Source organism: Oceanicaulis sp., from assembly GCF_051859625.1.
Classification (GTDB): domain Bacteria; phylum Pseudomonadota; class Alphaproteobacteria; order Caulobacterales; family Maricaulaceae; genus Oceanicaulis.
Map to the genome: position 1 here is coordinate 444,365 of NZ_JBHYFH010000003.1, position 23,328 is coordinate 467,692.

General features: G+C 62.8%; 15 protein-coding genes and 1 pseudogene. 6 read left to right on the forward strand and 10 right to left on the reverse strand.

Going from position 1 to position 23,328, the window contains the following annotated elements:
- Window positions 1-172: 172 nt before the first annotated feature.
- The 4 genes from ACTIGF_RS15380 to ACTIGF_RS15395 form a co-directional block, all read right to left on the reverse strand.
- Window positions 173-2,203, reverse strand: a complete 2,031-nt coding sequence (locus ACTIGF_RS15380) for a M13 family metallopeptidase (RefSeq protein WP_439637702.1) — start codon at window positions 2,201-2,203, stop codon at window positions 173-175.
- Between the two features lie 115 nt (window positions 2,204-2,318).
- Window positions 2,319-5,540 (reverse strand): efflux RND transporter permease subunit, encoded by a 3,222-nt coding sequence (locus tag ACTIGF_RS15385; protein WP_439637703.1) that lies wholly within the window; start codon window positions 5,538-5,540, stop codon window positions 2,319-2,321.
- A gap of 21 nt (window positions 5,541-5,561) precedes the next feature.
- A complete protein-coding gene (locus ACTIGF_RS15390) occupies window positions 5,562-6,839 on the reverse strand; it encodes an efflux RND transporter periplasmic adaptor subunit (protein WP_439637704.1) in 1,278 nt (425 codons plus the stop codon).
- A 47-nt stretch (window positions 6,840-6,886) separates the two neighbouring features.
- Window positions 6,887-8,269, reverse strand: coding sequence for an efflux transporter outer membrane subunit (locus ACTIGF_RS15395; RefSeq protein WP_439637705.1), 1,383 nt, complete (start codon window positions 8,267-8,269; stop codon window positions 6,887-6,889).
- A gap of 202 nt (window positions 8,270-8,471) precedes the next feature.
- Between ACTIGF_RS15395 and ACTIGF_RS15400 the strand changes: the two genes are divergently transcribed.
- The 6 genes and pseudogenes from ACTIGF_RS15400 (at window position 8,472) to phoB (ending at window position 15,746) form a co-directional block, all read left to right on the forward strand.
- Window positions 8,472-9,902, forward strand: a complete 1,431-nt coding sequence (locus tag ACTIGF_RS15400) for a sensor histidine kinase (RefSeq protein WP_439637706.1) — start codon at window positions 8,472-8,474, stop codon at window positions 9,900-9,902.
- Window positions 9,903-10,038: 136 nt separating this feature from the next.
- On the forward strand, window positions 10,039-11,730 hold the full coding sequence (pstC, locus tag ACTIGF_RS15405) for a phosphate ABC transporter permease subunit PstC (protein WP_439637707.1): 1,692 nt from the start codon (window positions 10,039-10,041) through the stop codon (window positions 11,728-11,730).
- Complete coding sequence (pstA, locus tag ACTIGF_RS15410) at window positions 11,723-13,468, forward strand: phosphate ABC transporter permease PstA (protein WP_439637708.1); 1,746 nt, start codon at window positions 11,723-11,725, stop codon at window positions 13,466-13,468. Before pstC ends, pstA begins: the two co-directional genes overlap by 8 nt.
- Window positions 13,469-13,501: 33 nt before the next feature.
- Window positions 13,502-14,300: pseudogene (gene pstB, locus ACTIGF_RS15415) on the forward strand (phosphate ABC transporter ATP-binding protein PstB); the annotation flags it as partial.
- Window positions 14,301-14,337: 37 nt separating this feature from the next.
- Entirely contained in the window at window positions 14,338-15,045 is a 708-nt protein-coding gene (phoU, locus tag ACTIGF_RS15420; RefSeq protein WP_439637709.1) for a phosphate signaling complex protein PhoU, read from the forward strand.
- Between the two features lie 14 nt (window positions 15,046-15,059).
- Window positions 15,060-15,746 carry a phosphate regulon transcriptional regulator PhoB gene (gene phoB / locus ACTIGF_RS15425; protein WP_375549893.1) on the forward strand — a complete coding sequence of 229 codons (687 nt, stop codon included), beginning with the start codon at window positions 15,060-15,062 and terminating at the stop codon, window positions 15,744-15,746.
- A gap of 865 nt (window positions 15,747-16,611) precedes the next feature.
- Here phoB and ACTIGF_RS15430 read toward each other — a convergent pair.
- From ACTIGF_RS15430 to ACTIGF_RS15455, 6 genes are all read right to left on the reverse strand, one after another.
- Window positions 16,612-17,814, reverse strand: coding sequence for an acetyl-CoA C-acyltransferase (locus ACTIGF_RS15430; protein WP_375549894.1), 1,203 nt, complete (start codon window positions 17,812-17,814; stop codon window positions 16,612-16,614).
- A 35-nt stretch (window positions 17,815-17,849) separates the two neighbouring features.
- The gene (locus tag ACTIGF_RS15435) at window positions 17,850-18,773 is read right to left on the reverse strand and encodes an SDR family NAD(P)-dependent oxidoreductase (protein WP_439637710.1); all 924 of its coding nucleotides are present in this window, start codon (window positions 18,771-18,773) and stop codon (window positions 17,850-17,852) included.
- Window positions 18,774-18,868: 95 nt separating this feature from the next.
- A complete protein-coding gene (locus ACTIGF_RS15440; RefSeq protein WP_439637711.1) occupies window positions 18,869-19,318 on the reverse strand; it encodes a hypothetical protein in 450 nt (149 codons plus the stop codon).
- 312 nt (window positions 19,319-19,630) lie between these two features.
- Window positions 19,631-21,622 (reverse strand): methyl-accepting chemotaxis protein, encoded by a 1,992-nt coding sequence (locus ACTIGF_RS15445; protein ID WP_439637712.1) that lies wholly within the window; start codon window positions 21,620-21,622, stop codon window positions 19,631-19,633.
- A 77-nt stretch (window positions 21,623-21,699) separates the two neighbouring features.
- Window positions 21,700-22,623, reverse strand: coding sequence for a M23 family metallopeptidase (locus ACTIGF_RS15450; RefSeq protein ID WP_439637713.1), 924 nt, complete (start codon window positions 22,621-22,623; stop codon window positions 21,700-21,702).
- Entirely contained in the window at window positions 22,620-23,321 is a 702-nt protein-coding gene (locus tag ACTIGF_RS15455; protein ID WP_439637714.1) for a hypothetical protein, read from the reverse strand. Before ACTIGF_RS15455 ends, ACTIGF_RS15450 begins: the two co-directional genes overlap by 4 nt.
- Window positions 23,322-23,328: the final 7 nt, after the last annotated feature.

The window sequence follows — 23,328 nt, forward strand, 5'->3', positions numbered from 1 at the left end:
TTGGTCGTCATAGCTGACGCCTGCCCGGTTCGCCGGACGATGTCAGAATTGTGGCACACCCTCATGGTCGCCAAGGTGGATGACAAGTGAAATTGCTGAAAGTCTGGGCTAACCCCATGAAAAAGCCCGGCGCCAAGGCGCCGGGCTTCAACGGTTCCGATCAGAGGTTGGTCTACCAGATCGAAACGCGTTGTTCGGGCGGCAGATAGAGATCATCGCTCTCATCCACATCGAAGGCGGCGTACCAGGCGTCGATATTGCGCACCACGCCATTGACCCGATACTCGGACGGGCTGTGAGGATCCGTGCGCAGACGGCTGATCAGATTGTCTTCGCGATACAGGCGGCGCCAGACCTGGGCCCAGCCCAGGAAGAAGCGCTGATCGCCGGTGAAGCCGTCAATGACCGGCGCTTCGCCGTCATAATGCTCATCCACATAGGCGCGCCAGGCCGAATAGGCCATTTCCATCCCGCCCAGATCGCCGATGTTTTCACCCAGGGTGAAACGGCCATTGACGGTGTGGCCCTCAAGCGGTTCGAACTGGTCATACTGGGCGACCAGAGCGTCTGAGCGTTCGACAAAGCGCTCATTGGTTTCAGCCGTCCACCAGTCGCGGATACGGCCCTGGGCGTCAAAGCGACGGCCCTGGTCGTCAAAGCCGTGGCCGATCTCGTGCCCGATCACCGCGCCGATGCCGCCGAAATTGACCGCCATGTCGGCGTTCGGGTCAAAGAACGGCGCCTGCAGGATGCCGGCCGGGAAGGTGATCTGGTTCAGCAGCGGATTATAGCTGGCGTTCACGATTTGCGGCGGCCAGCTCCATTCGCGGCGATCCACGGGACCGGCGAGGTCTTCAAGCTGCTCCGCCCAGCCCAGCTCCGCCATGCGAATGCGGTTGCCGAAATAATCATCCGCTGAAATCACGAGACCCTCATACGTGTCCCAGACTTCCGGATAGCCGACGCGCGATTCAAAGGTGGAGAGTTTCTCCAGCGCCTGCTCGCGGGTTTCGTCATCCATCCAGCTCAGATTTTCAAGGCGAATGCGGAACGCGTCGCGCAGGCCCAGCACCAGCTCGTCCATCTGGGTTTTGGATTCCGGCGGGAAGTGACGCTCCACATAGATCTGGCCCACGGCATGGCCCAGCGAGCCGCCGATCAGATCCACGCCGCGCTTGTCGCGGTCGCGCTGTTCTTCCACGCCATTGAGGGTGCGCGAGAAGAACTCGAAACTGGCCTGATCAAAGTCATCGCCCAGCCAGCTGGCCCGGTCAGACAGGAAGTGGAAGGTCATATAGGCCTTCAGCGTGTCCAGATCCGTGTTGGAGAAGATCTCACCCGCATCCGCGATGGCGCTCGGCGTGGCGACCATGAAGCTTTCCTGACCGCCCAGGCCGAAACGCTCGAGATTGGCGCGGAAATCAAATTGCGGCGCGAGCTCGACCACTTCATCCAGCGTCATCACATTGTAGATCTCGGTGATCTCGCGGGTGCGCTCCTGGGTCCAGTGGACGTCCGCCAGCGCGGTTTCCAGCGCCATGATCGCCTGGGCCTTGTCGGCGCCGCCGTCAATGCCGGCCAGATCGAAAATGCGCTCGATATAGGCGAGATAAGCCTCGCGATAGCGGGCGGAGGACTCATCGTCTTCCAGATAGTAATCGCGATCGGGCAGCCCCAGACCGCCCTGGCCCATATAGAGGGTGTAGCGGCTGGTGTCGGCGGGATCAGGGATCACGCCCACGCCCCAGGGCGAGGCATAATGGACCGTGGCGAAGAGCCGGGCGAAATCCTCCCAGCTGGACGACGCGTTGATCTCGTCGAGATACGGCTGGGCCGGGGCCAGGCCGCGCGCATTGATCGCATCCGCATCCATCCAGGACTTGAACAGATCGCCGACCAGCTGGGCGTTCGAGCCCATGGCGGCGTCGGTGGCGGCGGCTTCGTCGACAATCTCACGCACATGCTCATCCGCTTCGATGGCGAGCTTGGTGAACATGCCGTAATTGGAGCGGTCCGCCGGAATTTCGGTGCGCTCGAGCCAGGCCTGGTTGGCGAACTGGAAGAAGTCGTCGCCCGGATCGAGCGCGGCGTTCATGCCGGTGGCGTCAAAGCCGAAATCGCCCAGAACCGGGTCCTGAACAGCGAAGGCGGGCGCCGCGGCGGCGAGCGCGATGAACGCGGCGCCGGTCATGAGGTGTTTCATACTATTCCCCTTTGAGATTTTTGCTGCGGACGCCTGAAAAAGCGTGGCGTCTGAGTAGAAAGCTGCCGCGCGGAACCTGTGAGGCGGAGCCCCGCGCGGCAGTCAGGTGAGGGTTTTATTCAGCCGGAGCCGCACCCTCTTCAGGATGGCCGACATCAACCCCTTCAGAGCCAGAGTCATGGCCGATATAGCTGTCGCCGACCCGCGGCTGTTTCTCGCCTGTCCACAGACCTTTGAAGAAGCGGCCGATATCCGCGCCGATCGCATAGAGCGCCGGCACCATCAGCAGGGTCAGGAACAGGGCGAAGATCACCGCGAAGCCCAGTGAAATCACCATCGGCTTCAGGAACTGCGCCGCGGTGGAGCGTTCCGCGATCATCGGCAGAATGCCGATAAACGTGGTGACCGTGGTCAGCAGGATCGGACGGAAACGCTGCACGCCCGCATCCACCAGGGCCTGCATGGCCCCCACGCCGCGTTCACGCAGCCGGTTCACGAAGTCCACCAGAACCAGGTTGTCGTTGATCACGATCCCGGCCGCCGCCCCAATGCCGAACATGGAGAACAGCGCGAAGGGCTCGCCCAGGATCAGGTGACCGAACACCGCCCCGGCATAGGCCATGGGGATGGCGGTCATGATCATGATGGGCTGGGCGTAGGACCGGAACGCCACCGCCAGCAGCACATACATCATCACCAACATCATCAGCTGATACTTGATGACTTCGGCCAGGAACTGGGCTTCGCCCTCCGCCTCGCCGATGGCGCCGGTGGAGATGCCGGGATAGCGCTCTTCCCACTGCGGGAAGAACTCTTCCTCCAGCTCCTCGCGGATGCTGGCCGCCGCGTCATTATCGGTCAGCTCGGCGCTGACGGTCACGGTGCGCTGACGCTCACGGCGACGGATCTGGTTGATCCCCGGCGCGAACTCGGCGTCGACCACAGCCGCCAACGGCACTTCCCGGCCGTCATTGGTGCGGATACGCAGATTGTTCACCGCATCCAGGCTGTTACGAGCCTCCCGGGGATAACGAACCATCACCCGCACATCCTCGCCGTCGCGCGGCAGGCGCTGGACTTCATAGCCATAGAAGGCCTGGCCGACCTGGCGCGTGACATCCGCCAGCGTCAGGCCCAGCGCCCGGGCGTCGGGACGCAGGGTCAGGCGCAGCTCGTCAGCGGAGGATTGCAGATTGTCGACGATGTCATAGGTGGTCTCAAACGTCGCCAGGTGCTGGCGCAGCTCCGCCGCCGCAGACCGAAGTACGTCGAGATCGGGGTGGTTGATCGCAAACTGGATCGCCGGACCATTGCCGTTCAGCGTGGCTTCGAAGCGGATTTCCTCGGCGTCCGGCACCGGACCCAGAGCGTCCCGCAGCCGCTGCGCCACATCCGCGGTCGGGATCCGTCCCGGACGGTTTTCAGGCGGCGCGATGTTGATCCAGGCCCGCACCGCGCCATCGGTGGCGAGGGTGGAGCGCGAGCGGATCATGTCGGCCTCGTCGGGGAATTCTTCACGATAGGCCTGCTGGACTTCCAGTTCGGCCTCGTCCAGACGCGCCCGGATTTCATCAGTGCGCGACCAGGGCGTGCCTTCAGCCAGCTGGATGTTGACCCGGATCAGGTCGCTCTCGATTTCAGGCATGAAGGCGGACTTCACATAGCCGTTCATCTGCAGGGCGATGGCCAGGCCGAAGACCCCGATGAAGAACGTCAAAGTGGCGTAGCGCAAGCGGATCGCCGTCGCCAGGACCGGACCGTACACAGCGTGTGCAAAGCCGAGCAGGCTGTCGGCGATCATCGCCTGGAACTTGATGAAAGGCCCGAAGAACCCGTCCGTGCGCTGGGGTTTGATATGCGCCAGGTGAGCGGGCAGGATCAGCAGGGATTCAATCAGCGAGAAGCTGAGCGCCGCAATGATCACCAGTGAGATCTGCCGGGTGAACTGAACCTCCGGCCCCGACAGCATCATCCAGGGCGCGAACGCCATCATCGTGGTGATCACGGCGAACACCACCGGCTTGGCCACCATCTGGGTGCCCACGACCGCGGCCGTCAGCCCCGTTTCGCCACGTTCGACGCGGGCGTGAATGTTCTCGCCCACAATGATCGCGTCGTCGACGACCACCCCGATCACGATCAGGAAGGCGAACAGCGACAGGAAGTTCAGCGTCAGGCCGATCATCGGCAAGACCAGGAACGCGCCGGCGAAGGCCGTGGCGATGCCGATGGTCACCCAGAAGGCCACGATGGGCCGCAGGAAGAGCACCAGAATGCCCAGCACCAGCACCAGACCCAGCAGGGCGGACGAGCCGATCACCTGCAATTGCGAATTGAACTGGTCCGCGCCGTCCCACCAGACCGACAACTGGACGGTCGAGGGCAGTTCGGCGTTCTTGCGCTCCTGATAGGCTTTCATGGCGTTGGACACGTCGATGATGTCCGAGCTGCCGGTGGAGCGGATCGCGATGATCACCATCTGCTCGCCATTGAACGTCGCGTTCAGATTGGCGTCCACCAGACCGTCAATGACGGTCGCCACATCACTCACACGCACAACGCCGCCATCGGGCGTCTGACGCACAATGATGTTTTCAAAGTCATAGGCGGTGTCCGCCAGCTCGCGCGAGGCGATGCGCACATCACCCAGATCGGTGCGGACCGAGCCCGCCGACGTGTTGATGGAGGTATTGGCGATCGCCTGGGCGATCTCGGCGAAACCCACGCCATAGCGGCGCATGGCTTCTTCAGAGACTTCAATGGCCACCTCTTCGCCCAGCACCCCGTTGACCTCAACCAATGAGGCGCCGGGAATGGTGGAGGAAATCTCGTTGCGGATTTCGCGGGCGATCCGTTGCAGATCGCGGCGCGACACCTCGCCATGCAAAGCGAAGCCGGCGATCTGGTCGGAGTTCTGCCAGCGCGAAACCTGCGGGCGATAGGATTCGCGCGGCAGATTGTTGATGGAGTCAACGCGCAGCTTGATCTCGTCAATGAAAGACGAGGCTTCCTGGCTGGGCAGGCCGGACACATAGACCGAGCCTGAGCCTTCGCGGGCGACAGCGGACAATTCGTCCACCCCGTCCAGATCGCTCAGCGCTTCCTCGATGCGCACGATGATCTGCTCTTCGATTTCCTGGGGCGACGCGCCCGGCCAGGCGACCGAGATCGACGCGCCGGGGAACACGGCGCCGGGGTTGTTCTCGCGTTGCATGGAGAAATACCCCACAACGCCGCCGATCAGCGCGATCAGCATCAACAGGTTGGCGGCCACCGAATTCTTGGCCCACCAGGCCAGGATGCCGGTGTGTTGGTCATGTTCAGGATTATGAACCATGATCGTTCTCCTCAATCCTGATTAATTGGCCCGCGACGCGGTGGCGGTCTGTTCGACCATGGCGTCGGTAGCGGGTTCATCTTCGGACTCGTCTTGCGCGTCGGGCTCGGGGTCGAGCGGCTCGCCATCGGCGTCCAGCGCGCGCACCAGCATGCCGTTCGCAGCGCCGCGGAGCGGCGAGGTGACGATGCGGTCGCCCGGCTCAATGCCAGTGGTCACAACAACACGTTCCGCATTGGTGTCGATCACCGTCACCCGATGGATGGCCAAGGTGCCGTCCAGCTGCGCCACATAGACCTGGTCCGCGCCGCGCAAGGCGCTGCGCGGCAGCACGATGGCGTTGTCCAGTTCGCGACCGTCAATACGCGCGGTGACGAACAGACCCACCGCCAGCGGCGCGCCTGCCGCTTCAGCCGCTTCGCCGTAAGGGTCTTCCACCTCGATGATGGCGCTCATGGTGCGGGTCTGCGGATCAATGGCGCTTTCAGACCGCACCAGCAGGCCTTCCCAGTTTCGCACCTGACCGGCCACATTGGCGCTCAGATGCGCCGGGCGGCCCGGATTGGCCTCGCTGGCCTGAAACGCCAGCGGCAGATTCAAGGTGGCCAGCTCGGCGTTCGTCAGCGGCAGACGCACCTGCACCCGATTGGTGGCGAAGACGCGGCCCAATTGCGCGCCAGGCCCCACATACTGGCCCAGATCGGCGGATTTGGCGCGCACGCGGCCTTCGAACGGGGCGGTGATGCGCGTGCGGCTCAGATTGAGCCGGGCTTCATCCAGAGTGGCCTGAGCGGAGGCCAGCTGGGCGCGCGCTTCGGCCATTTGCGGTTCGCGCAAGGTCAGTGCGCTGGCTTCGCCCTCGCCCAGAGACGCCCATTCTTCACGGGCCAGCTCGGCTTCGGCCTGTTCGCGGACCAGCGCCTGACGGCTCTGGGCGACCAGAGCTTCGGCGCGGGTGACCGCGAGGCGATAATCAGCGTCTTCCAGGCGAACGAGCACTTCGCCCGCTTCAAAGAACCCGCCATCCACGAAATTGGGATTCACATAAGTGATCCGACCCGACACTTGCGCCGTCAGGTCGATCTCGGTGAGCGGGGTGACCTCGCCCTGAGTGGTGACCGACAATTGCACCGGGCTCAGCTCGGCTTCTGTGACGAACACCGCGGACGGCCGCGCAACAACTTCAGCGCGCTCGGCTTGCGGCGCCGCCGCTGCGAGAACGATATAGATGACGATAAACGCGCCCAGGACTGCGGCGGGCAGACCTAAAATCAACAAACGACCAACAAACTTGCTCATGACCAACCTCTTTTGTCCCCTGACCGGTATGCCGGTCTTATGATGTCCTAGTTATCGATATTGGATGCAGTGACGCCGCCGCCGGCGCGAAAATCGCCCGCAATGGCCAGATGCAGCGCGATCCGGTTGTCGACCCGGTCATTGCGCGCTGTGATGAGTTGCGATTGCGCGGAGATCTGTCGGGTCTGCGCGTCAATCAGTTCAAAAATCGTCGAAAGACCCGAGGCGTACTGCCGCTCGACCAGAGCCAGAGCTTCGCGGGCTTCATCCGCCGCCACGGTCAGCGCCTGGACGCGCTGGTCCAGTCGGCGATCCGCCTCGATGGCGTCCTCCGCTTCACGCAGCGCCGTCAGCGCCGTGCTCACCAGCCGGGCGGAGAGCTGCTCGGCCTGGGCGTCCGCCTGATCGCGTTGCGCGCGCAAACGGCCGCCCTGAAAGATCGGCGCAGTGATGGAGCCCGCGACAGTGCGGACCAGATCGTCAAAATCGAGCGCATCGGCGAGATCCGCGCCGCCATCCCCCAGGCTGGCCCGCAGGCTCAGACCGGGATAGAGCGCTTTTTGCGCCGCCGAGGCGGAATAGCCCGCCGCCGCCAGTCGCGCCTGCGCCGCCACCACGTCGGGACGGCGTGACAGCATGGCTTCAGGACGACCCGGATTGGGCAATGCGCCCAGCGTCGGCAGATCTTCAGCCGGCAGGATCTGGGCGGAGGGATACCGGCCCAGAGTCACTTCCAGCACGCGCGCCGCATTGGACAGCGCCCGCTGACGCGAAGCCAAAGTGGCTTCAGACGACGCCAGCGCAGAGCGCGCCGTGCGCACGTCCGAGGAACGGACAACACCGCGCTGGAAGCGACGCTCGACGATTTCAAGCTGATTGGTGCGCGCCTCGACATCGGCCTGGGCGAGCGCAGCCTGCTGGCTGGCGCCGATCAGGGCGTACCAGGACCGCGCCACGGAGGCGGCGATCGACAGCCGCGCCCCGTACCAGTCTGCACGAGCAGCGTCAGCGGACAGCGCGCCGGAGCGGGCCTGATCGCTCAACCGGCCCCAGACATCCGCCTGCCAGCTGGCTTCAAGACCGGATGACCAACCCGTATTGCCCGGCGTCTGGTCGGTATATCCGCCAGACGCGTCCAGAGACGGCAAACGCGCGGCGCCGGAAACCCGCGCCCCGGCCTGCGCCGCATCATAGTTGGCGAGCGCCGCTGCGACACTGGGATTGGCGTCGAGCGCTTCAGAGACCAGAGCCTGCAAGACAGGATCCTCAAACGCCGCGACCCAGTCAGACGCGGACGCATCCATCTCCGACGGGATTGCTGAAAACGTTTCAGGAGAAACGACAAGGTCCGATGCGCCAGGCGTGACGACGCTGGCGCAAGCGCCCAGCAACAAAGGCGCAAAAAACGGTGAAATACGCAAAAGGGACACGGGCCCTCCCCCGAACAAAAAGTACAAAACCTGAATTGCACCCTATAAGCGCGCTCTCGAAAGTCAATCAAAGATTATCGAAAAACGCTAAAAGTTTCTCGAATTACAAAAAATTTAGACGTCTGCCGCCACATCGCGACCCGCTGAATCCATAAAACAACAAGGGTTTCCGAGGTGTCACATTCCCGTGCTACGAAAGGACATGGCTGATGACCGTTCCTCCTCTCAAAAGCGCCTGAAAGGTGACCGTCCGCGCCGGCGCGATATCGCCCTGACGGCGTCAATCGGACTCAGCGTCATGCTGGTTCTGACGATGGCGGGCGAGCTGTCGGCGGGCGCCTTTCTGGGCGGCGGGCTGGCCTTTATCGCCTTGGGTTTAATCTATTATCTCACCGCCCTGACCACAGCTGAACCGCATCCGCGCCCTACCGCGGTGAACGCGCCGCGCGACCTTGAGGGCGAAGCCAGCGTCACCATGCTGGAGCGTCTGCCCATCCCGGTTCTGCTGATCGGCGCAGGCGGGCGAATCGAGCGCGCCAATCCCGCAGCGCGCACCTTTCTGGGCCTGGGATCGGAACGCGGACTGCTCTCCACCGTGCTGCGGCAGCCGCGCGTGCTGGAAGCGGTGAGCGCAGCCCTGCGGGGCGATCGCGGGTCGACGGTCGAGTATTCCACCCTGGCGCCGCTCGAAAGCCATGTGCGCGCTTTTGTGGAGCCGATCCGCCTGTCCGCGCCCGGCCCGATGCCGTTTCGCGCCATGCTGGTGCTGGCCGACGACACGAATTCCAAACGCGCGGAACGGATGCGCGCGGACTTTCTGGCCAACGCCAGCCATGAATTACGCACGCCGCTCGCCTCGCTGGCGGGTTTCATCGAGACCCTGTCCGGCCCCGCCCGCGATGATGAGGAGGCGCGCGACCGGTTCCTGGGGATCATGACCGTCCAGACCGAGCGCATGCGTCGTCTGATCAATGACCTGCTGTCGCTCAGCCGGGTTGAGATGAACGAGCACATGCCGCCCACCGGCCAGGTCGATCTCAACGCGTTGACCGCCGACGTCGCCGAGGCGCTCGCCCCTGTGGCGACGCGGCGCAACATCACCCTCAAGCTTGTGGAAGCAGACAGCGAGACAGCGCCGGTGCGCGGCGAACGCGACCAGCTGTACGAAGTGATCGAAAACCTGGTGCAGAACGCCATCAAGTATTCGCCCGACGGCTCTCAGGTCGACATCAGCGTCAGCCATGGCGTCTCCCGCGACGCCGCCGAGCATCTGGGCACGCGCATCAATCCGGAGTCCGGCCGGCTGACCCTGACCGCTCCTGCGCTGGACCCCGACGCCCGGTTTGGCGTGGTGCGGGTGCTCGATCAGGGCGGCGGAATCGAACGGCGCTACCTGCCGCGGCTGGCGGAACGCTTCTTTCGCGTGGACGGACAGAAAAGCGGACCGACCTCGGGCACCGGGCTGGGCCTGGCCATCGTCAAGCATATCGTCAATCGTCATCGCGGCGGCTTCACCGTTGAAAGCGCGCCCGAGACCGGTTCTGTTTTCACGGTGTTTTTCCCGGTGGCGACCGCCTCAAACACGGTTTCGCACCCCGATCTTCGCCGCACGGAAGACAGCGCGGCGCAATAGCCTGACCGCCTGCGTCACGAAACTGTCATCGTTCCTTCATATTGAATTGATCGATCCCGACCATGTTCCCGGATCAATCAGTCTGAATAGGGCCTGAGCCGCCGTCGTGCGGACCGATGCCTCACCCGGTGGGTTCATGCAATCGTCTCTCTTTGCTGTCCTGGCGCTTTTGGTGCTGACAGCGGTCGGATTTCTGGTCGGTCGTCGTCGCGCTGTCGCGGCGTCGAACGGTCGTGCGTCCTGGTTGCATTCCCTACCCAATTACTATGGCTATTATCTCGCGCTGTGGACCGGCCTGCCCGCTTTCATTCTGCTGGCGCTCTATGGCCTGTTCGGCGCCAGCCTGGTCAATACGCTCGCCATGGGCGAACTGGAGCGCGAAGCAGCGCCGCTGATCCGTGAATACGAAGCCCAGATCGCCGCAGACGCCGACTATCAGGCGCTGGCGCAACAAACAGTGCGGATCGAGGCCGAAGCGCAAGCCGCCCGCGATGACATGTTCCGCGCCGAACGTGAGGGCGGGGATGCGGAGCGCTATTTGCGCATGCTCGGGTCGCTGACGGCTGAACGCAATGAAATCGCCGCTGAGCGCGAGGCCCGCCGGGCCATGACCGCAGCCTCAGTCGCCGCCCGTGCGCCGCACACTGTTCCGGGCGTCCGGGCCCGCGCCGGGTTTGAATACTGGCGGGCGCCGCGCGAACGGCGCGAGTTGTTCATCGCCGACGCCCGCGCCCTGGCTTTCAATGAAGGCCTCGCCAGCCGCAACACCGAAGACGTGCGCGCCGCCGCATTGGCGCTGCGCCCCTGGGAAGACCTGTTCCGCTGGAGCGCGGCGGGCGTCGCGCTGTCTCTGGCGCTGGCCGGTCTGGCGTTCGCCCGCACCCGTATCCGGGCGGACTTTCGCGCCCGCGACCGGGTGGAAGGCGTGGTCGGCCTGGCGCTGATGTTGACGTCGGCCATCGCAATCTTGACGACCTTGGGCATCGTCTTCTCGCTCTTGTTTGAATCCATCCGCTTCTTCGCCTCCATCGACTGGCGGATTCACGAATTTCTGTTCGGATTGCACTGGAGCCCGCAGATCGCCATTCGCGCCGGTCAGGTGGGCCAGTCCGGAGCCTTCGGCGCTGTGCCGCTGTTCGCCGGCACTGCGCTGATCACCCTGATCGCGATGATGGTCGCTGCGCCGATCGGCCTCTTGTCAGCGATCTATCTGTCAGAATACGCCAGCCCGCGCATGCGCGCCTGGGCCAAGCCTGCGCTCGAGATTCTCGCCGGCGTGCCCACAGTGGTCTACGGCTTTTTCGCGCTTTTGACCGTGGGACCGTTCCTGCGCCAGTTCGCCATGATGCTGGGCTATGAAGACGCGGTCACCCAGTCCGCCCTGTCGGCGGGCCTGGTGATGGGCGTGATGATCATCCCCTTCGTCTCCTCGCTGTCTGACGACGTCATCAACGCCGTGCCCCAGGCGCTGCGCGACGGCAGCTACGCCATGGGCGCGACCAAGTCCGAAACCGTGCGCCATGTGGTTTTTCCCGCCGCCCTGCCCGGCATTGTCGGCGCGCTGCTGCTGGCGGTGTCACGCGCCGTGGGCGAAACCATGATCGTCGTGATGGCCGCCGGACAGGGCGCGAACCTGACCGCGAACCCGCTGGAATCGGTGACCACCATCACCGTGCAGATCGTCATGCTGCTGACGGGCGACCAGGAATTTGACAGCCCCAAAACCCTCTCCGCCTTTGCGCTGGGCCTGGTGCTGTTCGTGATGACCTTGATCTTGAACATCATCGCGCTGCGCGTGGTGCAACGCTTCCGGGAACGCTATGAGTAACGCGCCGTCCATACGCGACGCGGTTCAGGCGCGCCTGGCCCGCCGGCATCGCGCCGAGCAGCGTTTCCAGTTCTACGGACTGGCGGCGATCAGCGCAGCCGTGTTGTTCTTGTGCCTGCTGCTGGGCTCGATCATCGTGCAATCGCTGCCCGCCTTCACCGCGCACCGCATGACGCTGGACGTTGATATCCGCGCCGAAATCGCTGATCCGCGCGGTGATCGCAGCGAAGCCTCTTTGCGGCGCGGCGCATACAACACCTTGATCCAGAACAGCCTGCGCGAGCAATTCCCCGAAGCGGACACGGTCAGCGAGCTGCGTGAACTGTACGGGCTTTATAGCGCCGTCAACGCCGCTCGCTTGCTCAACCAGGTGGTCTCCGCCCCCGAGCTGGTCGGTGAGCGCGTTCCCTTCTCCTTCCCGCTGTCTGACGACGCGGACCTGTATCTCAAAGGGCTGGCCACCGATGAACGCCGCCTGCCCGGCGCGGCGCCGATCACGCTCGCTCCGTCTGCAGACGGGCGCGTCGAAATCCGGTCTGAAACCTCCGCCCCGGTCTTCGCCGAGTTCGTCGATATTGTGCGCCTGCGTCTTGAAGAGGCCGCCGATGAGGCCCGCCAGCGCGCCCGACGTGCGCGCGAGGCCGCGCAGAGCGAGCTTGACGCCGACGCCCGTGACAGCCTGGACTTTGAAGCCCGGCGGGCCGAGGCGCTGGCCGAGCGACTGAGCGCCGAAGCCCGGTCGGACAACGTCATCACCCTCGGCCCGCAGACCGCCTCCTTGATGCTGCGCGCGCAAGGCGGGGTTCTCAGGGTCAATGATATCCGCGCCGACGCCCGTCAGGCGTCCGGGGAATGGCTGATCGAACCGGATGCCGCAGACCGCAGCGTCGAGAGCTGGTCGCTCTGGCTCATCGAAACGCCCGCCTTCGCCCGCCGCATCAGTGACCGGCAGATCGTCTGGGCTCGCGCCCTGAAAGAACGCGGCCTGGTCAGGAACGGGCTGAACACCACCTTGTTCACCAGCGCCGACAGTCGCGAACCTGAACTGGCGGGCGTGGCCGGCGCGCTGGCCGGCTCGGTGCTGACCATGATCATCACCATGTTCCTGGCGGTGCCGATCGGGGTGGGCGCGGCGATCTATCTGGAAGAATTCGCGCCGAAGAACCGGCTGACCGATTTCATCGAGGTGAACATCAACAATCTGGCCGCTGTCCCTTCCATCGTCTTCGGTCTGTTGGGACTGGCGGTCTTCATCAATCTGTTCGGCCTGCCGCGCTCCGCGCCGCTGGTGGGCGGCATGGTGCTGGCCCTGATGACGCTGCCCACGGTGATCATCTCCGCGCGCGCCTCGCTGAAAGCGGTCCCGCCCTCCATTCGCGAAGCGGCGCTGGGCGTCGGCGCTTCACGCACCCAGGCGGTCTTCCACCATGTGCTGCCATTGGCGATGCCGGGCATTCTCACCGGTTCGATCATCGGCCTGGCGCAAGCCTTGGGTGAAACCGCGCCCTTGCTTATGATCGGCATGGTCGCGTTCATCGCTGACCCGCCGACGCTGGGGCTCGCGGGATTCACGGAACCGGCCACGGTCATGCCGGTTCAGATCTATATCTGGTCTTCAAGCGCCGAGCGCGCCTTCGAAGCGCGCACCGCCGCAGCCATCCTGGCGCTTTTGACGCTGCTGATCAGCTTCAACGCCGTCGCCATCTATCTGCGGCGCCGCTTTGAGAGACGCTGGTAAGGTGAACATACGAATGAAAACCGACTTCCAAGCTCAGGGCGAGCCGACGCGCTATCACCCGCTGACAGCGCAGCTCCCGATCAAGGTGGCGACGCAAGACGTCAGCGTGCGCTATGGCGACAAGCCCGCCCTTGAGGGCGTGTCGCTGGAAATTCCTGATCGGGCGGTCACCGCCTGCATCGGGCCGTCAGGCTGCGGCAAATCCACTTTCCTGCGCTGTCTGAACCGGATGAACGACACCATCGACAATGCGCGCGTAACCGGATCAATCCGCATTGATTCAGAAGAGGTGAACGGCCGCGATGTGGACCCGGTGGTCCTGCGCGCCCGGGTGGGCATGGTGTTTCAAAAACCCAACCCCTTCCCCAAATCGATCTTTGAAAACGTGGCCTATGGCGCACGCATTCACGGTCTGGCGGAGACCAAGAGCGAGCTGGACGACATTGTCGAGACCAGCCTGATCAAGGCCGGACTCTGGAATGAAGTCTCGGACCGTCTGCACCACCCCGGCACCTCATTGTCAGGCGGTCAGCAGCAGCGCCTGGTGATCGCGCGCGCCATCGCGGTGAATCCCGAAGTCATCTTGATGGACGAGCCGTGCTCGGCGCTCGATCCGATCGCCACCGCGCGCATCGAGGAACTGATCGATGAACTGCGCGAGAACTACACGCTGATCATCGTCACCCACTCCATGGCCCAGGCCGCGCGGGTGTCGCAAATGACCGCCTTCTTCCACCTTGGAAAGCTCGTCGAATACGGGCCGACCGAGGAGATTTTCACCAACCCGCTCGACCAACGCACGCAGGACTACATCACCGGACGTTTTGGATAAGCCTCACGCGGCAACGGACCTTTGAAAGGCCATCGCAATGAACACGACGCATAACGCGCCGCACATCGTCAAAGCCTTCTCTGAAGAGCTTGAGCAATTGACCGCCGACGTGGCGGCCATGGGCGGTCTGGCCGAAAGCATGGTCAGGGATGCGCTGCACGCCGCGACCAGTCGTGACGGCGACCTGGCCGACGAGGTGCGCCAGCGCGACGCGCAGGTGGACCAGATGCAGCGCGATATCGAGAAGAAGATCATTCGCCTGCTCGCCTTGCGTCAGCCCATCGCGCAGGATTTGCGCGTCTGTATCGCGGCGTTGAAAATCGTCGCGGATCTGGAGCGCGTCGGCGATCTGGCCAAATCCATCGCCCGCCGGGTGCATACGCTGAACGCGTCTGAACCCACCGCCCTCAACAGCGCCGTGGAGCGGATGGGGCGGGTGGTGCAAAGCCATCTGCATCAGGTTCTGGACGCTTACGCGACCGGCGAAGCCAGCCGGGCCGTGGCGGTCTGGGAACGCGATGACGATGTGGACGAGCATTACAATGCGCTGTTCCGCGACCTCGTCACCGCCATGCGTGAAGACGGCTCGATGATCGAGCCCGGCGCGCACCTTCTGTTTATTGCCAAGAATCTCGAACGTATCGGCGATCACGCAACCAATATCGCCGAAGTGGTCCATTACCTGGTTACCGGGCAAGAGCTGACGGCCGATCGGCCGCGCGGCCCTCGTCCTGAAACGTCCTAGCGAAGGGGATCGCCATGCAACCGCATGTCCTGGTCGTAGAAGACGAAGACGCTCTGTCCGAGCTGCTTCAGTACAATCTGAAAAAAGAAGGCTTCCGGGTCTCCCTCGCCGCCGATGGCGAAGAGGCGATGATGCTGGTCGAAGAGCGCCAACCCGATGTGGTGGTGCTCGACTGGATGCTGCCGAAAATCTCGGGCATTGAAGTCTGCCGCCGGCTGCGCAGCCGACATGAGACGCGCAACCTGCCGATCATCATGCTGACGGCGCGCGGCGAGGAAGCGGATCGCATTCGCGGGCTCGACACCGGGGCGGACGACTACATCGTCAAACCCTTCTTGATGAAAGAGCTGTTTGCGCGGGTCCGCGCCGTGCTGCGCCGCATCCGTCCAGGCCTGGCTGAAGACACCGTCAATGTCGGCGACATCACCATCGACCGGGTGGCCCACCGCGTCGTGCGCGCCGAGACGGAGATCCATCTTGGCCCGACCGAGTTCAGGCTGCTCGACTATCTTATGCAGCACCCCGGCCGGGTGTTCTCGCGCGAGCAACTGCTAGACGCTGTGTGGGGCTCTGATGTTTATGTAGAGGCGCGCACCGTCGACGTGCATATTGGACGCCTGCGCAAGGCGTTGAGCATCGGGGGCGAACTCGACCCGATCCGCACTGTGCGGTCAGCCGGCTATGCGCTGAACGCCGTCTAATCCCAGTTTGACAATACGGCGTCCCGGGAACTGCAGACCCTGAGACGCCGTTAAAAAGGCCGGTCTGGATCACCAGGCCGGCCTTTAACACTTTGGGACGTTCCTCGGTTTTTTAGATGACCACCCTGCCATCGCCCTTGCCGTGGCGCTTACATTTCTACTCGTTTGCACCCTTCGGCTAGACACCAAACCTTGGTCTGACACTCTCTTGAGATGAAAGTAAGACTTGAATATTGGCTGAACTCCTTTCGCAAGATACTTCATCATCTCGGATGGGTTGTTTATATCCATGAAGTGAATCGAGTCATGAGAAGGTATTCGCCCTAGGACCTTCTCCGCCCGACTCTCAACGAGAAACCGAAACATTTCCTGAGCGTGCTCAGGCACATTCACTAACCAATGAACGTGGCTTTTCCCGCCAGGGCTTTCATGCACGAACACCCACCGCAAATCAGGCAAATCCCCAGATTTAGACTGACGGTACTTCCACGCACGAATTACCCGCTTCCTGACTTCGACGAACCTGTTCTCAGCATCGCTACCCTCCAGCATCAGAGCCGAGAAGTTCAACGTCACCATTAAGTTCATCGGCGCTGAAATGGACCTTGCGTACCTCTCACCATGGAAAGCGTTGGTTATCGCGCGTCTGCTCAGGTGCTGCGTACTAGAATTTGTCACTCAGGGGGCCACCTATAACCATATCGTGTGGGTCAGCTGCATGATCAATACACCATCAGACCGATAGCCGCAACAGGGCGTTCCCCTTCCATTCCCCTTGTGTTCGCGTAGCTTTCTATTTGCAGTTAGCAAAAGGCCGGCCTGGATCACCAGGCCGGCCTTTAACACTTTGGGATGTTGAAGCGCCTTACAGCACTTCAAACAGGCCGGCTGCGCCCATGCCGCCGCCCACGCACATGGTGCAGACGACGTATTTCGCGCCGCGGCGTTTGCCCTCGATCAGGGCGTGGCCGACCATGCGGGCGCCGGACATGCCATAGGGGTGACCCACCGAGATCGCGCCGCCATTGACGTTCAGGTTCTCATTGGGGATGCCCAGCTTGTCGCGGCAGTACAGAACCTGCACGGCGAACGCTTCATTGAGCTCCCACAGGCCGATATCATCCATGGTCAGGCCATTGGCTTTCAGAAGCTTCGGCACGGCGTAGACCGGGCCAATGCCCATTTCATCGGGGTCCAGACCGGCCACCGCGATGCCGCGATAGGCGCCCAGCGGCTCCAGCCCGCGTTTCTCCGCTTCCTTGCCTTCCATCAGAACCGCAGCAGAGCCGCCGTCTGAAAGCTGGGACGCGTTGCCCGCGGTGATGAACTTGCCTTCCTTGATCTGCTGACCATGCGCGAAGACCGGGTTCAAACCCTGCAGGCTTTCCAGCGTCGTCGAAGGCCGGTTGCCCTCGTCTTTCTCAAGCGTGACCTGCTGCTTGGAGATTTCGCCCGTCGCCTTGTCCTTAACCAGCATGGTGGAAGGCAGCGGCACGATCTCGTCGTCAAACTTGCCCGCAGCCTGAGCGGCGGCGGTGCGCTGTTGCGATTGCAGGGCGTACTCGTCCTGGGCTTCGCGGGACACGCCATAGCGCTCGGCGACGATCTCGGCGGTTTCCAGCATGGACATGTACAGGTCGGGGCGATGCTCGTTGATCCACGGATCAAACGCCTTGTGCAGGTTCATATGCTCGTTCTGAACGAGCGAAATGGACTCAAGGCCCCCGCCGACGGTGACGTTCATGCCGTCCGAGATGATCTGCTTGGCGGCGGTGGCGATCGCCATCATGCCCGAGGCGCACTGACGGTCCATGCTCATGCCGGACACAGCGGTGGGCAGACCGGCGCGAATGGCGGCCTGGCGACCGATATTCTGGAAGGTCGAGCCCTGCTGCATGGCGGCGCCGATGATCACATCCTCGATCTCGTCGGGTGCGACTTTTGAACGCTCGACGGCGTGCTTGATGGCGTGGCCGCCCAGTTCCTGGGCCTGGGTGTCGTTAAAGGCGCCGCGATAGGCCTTGCCGATCGGCGTACGGGCGGTGGAGACGATAAGCGCTTCACGCATGGTGAGGCTCCTTTGCTGGCGTTAAGGGGTTTGACCTAGCCCAGGGCGAGGTCGAAATGCTTGGCGGCGTACTGGATGAACTTGAAGGTCTGGCGCGCGCCTTCTTCAAACTCTTCCTGGCCGTGTTCAGACGTGATCTTGTCCATATTGGCCATGACGTTCTCCGCCGTCTGGTCTTCAGGCGGCAGATAGACGCCCGGCGTCTCATAAATCTTGGTGGCGGCGTATCCGCCGGCGCCGGCGCACAGAATGGTGCGTTCGGGCGCGTTCTCGGCGCACAAGGCGATCAGGCCCGCGGTGACGCTTTCGGGCGTCATCAGCTTGGCGGCCTCTTCGGGGATCAGCCCTTCGGTCATGCGGGTATGAGCGGTGGGCGACAGGGTGTTGACCTTGATGTTGTTCTTGCGTCCTTCCAGATGGAGGACGTTCATCAGGCCCACAACCCCCATCTTGGCGGCGCCATAGTTGGATTGGCCGAAATTGCCATAGATTCCAGAGGATGAGCTGGTCATCACGATTCGGCCATAACCGGCCTCTTTCATGTGATCCCAGACTGCCTTGGTGCACACGACCGCGCCCCACAGATGGACCTCCATCACGGCGCGAAAGTCGTCCAGACTCATTTTGGTGAAGCTCTTGTCGCGCAAGATCCCGGCATTGTTGACCAGGATGTCGACCTTGCCCCAGCTTTCGCGCGCGGCGTCGACCATGGCGGCGACTTCGTCAGGCTTGGTGACGTTCGCGCCATTGGCGATGGCCTCGCCGCCGGCGGCCTTGATCTCTTCGACGACGGTTTCCGCTGCGCTGAGGGACGATCCCGTCCCATCCACCGCGCCGCCCAGATCATTGACGACGACTTTGGCGCCGCGACGCGCCAGCTCCAGAGCATGAGAACGGCCCAGACCCGCGCCCGCGCCCGTGACGATCGCTACGCGTCCGTCAAAACGAATATCGCTCATGGCAATATGCCTCCCTGATCAATCGGTCTTTTCGCTCATGCGAACCGGTTTTGATCAGGAAAGCAATTGCTGCGGCGCCGCGCAAGCTACTTAAGCTATAAAAGAAACGCAGGTTCAGAGACGGTGTCAAAACCACTGCGGCTGATAAACGCCTGAACGGATGCGGCCGCCAGGCCCGTGATGAAAGCCTGATCGGCGAGCGGGTGCGCGCCGGCGGACGATCGGCTGACAGCGCTGCGCTCATCGGCAGTCGCGCCGACATGGCGCTCCCAATCATCAATCGCCAGTTCAATGGCGGTCGGGTCCAGATTGAGCGCATCCACACAGGCGGACAATCGCGCGCCAGTGAGGTGACGCAAATCCAGAACAATCTGAAGCTTGAGCACTTCCACGATCGGCCACAGCCGCATGCGTCCGCCATGGGGGCGTACGCCGTGCACAGCTTTGATGAACCCCAGGCGTTGAAGATGACGCAGCACGCCGGTCGAGACAGGCCGATCCACCGCTTCGGTGATCACTTCGTCATCTGTGAGCAGTTTTCGCAAACGCCAATCATAAACGAGCAACGCCCCCAGAGCACCAGGGTCACGCAGGGTCACGCAGGGTAAAGTCCGTCCGTTCGGCGAAAGCTGGCATGTCTGCCCCCTATTTATCCAAGCGATGCTCAACATTGAATGCATATATTGAGTTCATCTATTAAATAGATTCGCCGAATTGTCTTAATGAACTATTTCCACGATTCCTGAGTTATATGCAAATAACTCTAAGACCTCGCCCAAGCCTTTGAATTAAGTACAAAAAACCCCGGAAACGGGTGTTTCCGAGGCTCGTGAATAAATTTACCTAAGCGTGTATCGCTAAAACCGTAATTGTAATCCGCCGCCTTTGCCGTCTGACCAGCGCACCTGGCAAGACATTGTTTTTCCTTTATATTCCAGCTGGAAATGGCGTCCGATATCGGCCGATGTCAAACCTTTGACCTTGAACCCGCCTTCGCTCTGATCCACCAGCTTCACGTCACGCCGTTCATCGCCATTGATCAGCACCACTGTGTCGCCGGTTGCGGGCGTCCGGTCAGCCTTGCGACGGTCTGTCCGGGTCTCGCCTGCGCTGAGATGTTTCGCCACCTCTTCAAGCAAGCGAACCACCTCGCTGCTGGCGCTCTCAAGCGCTTTGAGCTCTTCAATGGCGCGATCCTGATCGCCGGCTTCATAGGCCTTCAGGGCCGACCGCGCCGTTTCATGGACCTTGGCGTGCGGCGCCTCGAGCGCCTGCATGGGCGCGATCCGCTTCAGCGCCTCATCCGCGGCCGTATCAAACCACCGACCCAACCGGCAGCTATGGTGGTCCGGTACATCGGCTGACGGCCAGGTCTCCTTGCCGAGCACGACCTCGACCACACGCTTCTTGAACAGGACATGGTCGATTTTCGCCATTTCGCACAAGGACCGGTCAGAGGCGTTGCGGTGCCATTGAGCCGCGGTGCCGGCGAAGCGCGAATTGCTCGCCCGCAAGGCCTCTGCAATGGCGGACAGGCGCTCGGCGTTATCCTCGGTCAGGTCAGACATCTGTTCCGCATGTTCAGAAATCTGGGTGCTTGAATCCTTTTGCTGATCAAGAATGCCGGCGACTTCACTCATCCCGCGGGTCACAGATCCCATGCGGCTGCCCGCTTCCTCGATCTGCACGCTGGTTTCATCCAGCGTGCTCTCGCCGGTCTGCAAGGCCTCATGGGTTTCAGCAAATCCGGCGCTGATCGCTTCAATGCCGCGCTGGAGCGCTTCGATCTTGCCGCCGATATCCTCGGTGGCGGACGCGGCCTGGCTGGCGAGCGCCTTGACCTCGCTGGCCACGACCGCAAAGCCCTTGCCCGCTTCACCAGCGCGCGCGGCCTCGATCGTGGCGTTCAACGCCAGAAGATTGGTCTGATCAGAAATCGACTGGATCACGCCCAGAAAGTCGGTGATCTCCTGGGAGGCTTGTTGCAGCGCCTTGAGGCTCTCAGTGGATCGTTGCGCCGCGCCCGTCACGCTTGTGATGGCGGACTTGGCCTGCATCATGCTCTGCACGCCTTCGCGGAGCGCTTCATGGGTCTGCTCAGCCTCGCTGGAAGCCGATTGCGAGGTCTCCGCGATCTGCTGCATGGCTTGGACCAGCTGCCCCACCGAGTCTGAAATCGCATGACTTCCCGTGGTGGTTTTCGCGGTCGAGCTGCTGAGCACCGCCAGGTTGAGCATCACCTCATTGAGTTCGACAATCGTGCTGGCGACGGTTCTCAGGCTCGTATAGTCGTTCTCTTCGCGCCAGCTTTGGCTTTCTTGCTGATTGACGCCCATGGAATAGGTCGCGTCCGCCACCCCCATGTCCAGGAACATGCGCGAAATCAGGATCTGCAAATCGCCCGCCGCACGCTGCGGCGTAAAGCGGTGCGCCTGCAAGATCGCCGGGATCGCCTCCATCAGCACCACGCCGTAGCCGGCGATGAACCAGTCTGAGGTCAGTCCGATGCGCACATGCGCTTCACCGACCTTGCGGGCGCGCGCGTCAAAGGCGTCATCGACCGGACTGCAGAACATGGCGCGCCAGTGCTCGGTCTGTGACGCCTTGAGCTTGGCCACGCCCTGCTGGGACCCTTGCAGGATCGCGCTCAGATGCGGCTGGTTCTGAATATGGGCGTAAAAATGATCCAGAATGCGCGGCAAGGCTGGTTCCAGTTGCGACCAGATCGCCTTGGCCCGCCTCCCATTGGGGTCGGCCTTGTCCAGAAAGCTCAGTAATTGCCGTCCCGACGCCGCATCCCCTTTCGGGTCCGGATTCGTAATAGCCTGACTTGAGAGCGCCGCCGCCATCTTTACCTCCTGGTCACAGAGGCTTGGAGCGGACCACCATTCCACTTGTGGATGCGTTAATCATACGCGTCAGGCGCTTATCCGTGACCAGACTCGCCCTCTGACAAGAGCTGCTGATAGCTCTCCACAAGCGCGAGATAGGGCGGGACATTGACGTTCTGCAGGCCCTGAGGCGTCTCGATCGCCATCTTGATCTCGAAGTGCAGGTGAATGGTGGTAGGCGTGCCGCCAAACTCGTTCGACACGAACCCCAACCGCTCGCCTTTGCTGACGGTGTCTCCCGGCGCCACCTGCAAGCTGTCGCGCTCAAGATGCAGATAGGTGTAGCGAACGCCGTCCGGGCTCATCAGCCGCACGGAATAACTGCCCACAGACGTGATCACGCCGTCATCGGCGGCCACGGCCCAGTGCACGGCGTCCTGACAGCTGGCGGGGCGGATATCCTGCCCCTGGTGCCCCGTGCCTGACGGACAGAGCGGCGCGGAGTATGATCGCGTTTCGCAAAAATTATCGCGCCAGGCATACGAATAATTCGCGGCGTCGCATTGCCCGCCGCCGGGGCCCAGATAACCGCCATGCCCATGGACCTGGGAATTGGCGTAGGCCTGTCCGGCCTCCAGCGGAAAGCGCATGCCCGGGGCATAATTGATCTGCTGGGTTTGCCCCGCCCCGCTGCCCGGCGTCAGATCGCCTGGCGGCATGAAAGAAACCGGGTCCCCGGACGCATCAACAAGAGGCCCTTCCGGCTCTGGTTCAGGCTCTTCCAGCGGCTCGGCGGGAGGTTCAGTCTCGTCCTCGGGCGGCTCGGCCTCTTCTGCGGGCGGCTGGTCCTCCACCGCAGGCACATCGTCCGACGTGTCTGCAGGCTCTGCTGGCGTGTCCTGTTCGGGCGGCGTTTCCGGTGACGGCGCGTCTGAAGCGTGCGGCCAGAACACCAGCACTGCACCGCCGCATAGAGCGACCAGAAGGGCGAGCACATAGTCGACCGAACGCCGGTTCATCCCGCGCCCTCCCGTCCTCGTGTTCCCGGCATGACTTGCAGCGATTGCATCAAACGCTCGCCATACTCCGGCTCGACGCAGCGCACGTCCTGCTCGGGAGCATCACACTCGATCATGATGGAATAGGCCACGTTATAGCGGTTGAAGGTCAGCTCTCGCCCCGAACGCGTGCGCGTCGTCCGGTAGCCCTCAGGACCTGATCCACGCAAGAAGCGCGCGGTTCTCGCATCCTCGACCTGCGCATGGGCCAGACGAGTGCCGAACACCTCGATGATGACGCCCTCGCCCTGGATGACGAGCGTGTAAAAGTCTCCGCGCGCGAACAGCAAGACCTCGGCCTGACTCTCAAATCCCAACACCGTTGTGCCCGGCGTCAGGATCGGAACCTCAGTCTCGATGGATTGGCCAGCCTCAAGATTGCGCGGCAGCACCGGAAAGCTCACAGCTCGCGCCGCCGTCAACCGCCCGGCGCTCTGGCTTCGGGCGACATCGGCGCGCACGGCCTCCCAATCCACCTCGGCCGCGACCGGCTGATCAGGCTGAGGCGTCCGCCTCACAGGCTGGGGCTGGGCGAGACGGGCGGGCTGTGCCGTTTGAGCGGTCTGGGCCGTTTGAGCCTGCGCTGCGCAAACAGAGAACATGGCGAGACTTAGCCCCGCCATCATGGCCCCCAATCCTCGACTGCGCCCGTCAGACATGCGCGCC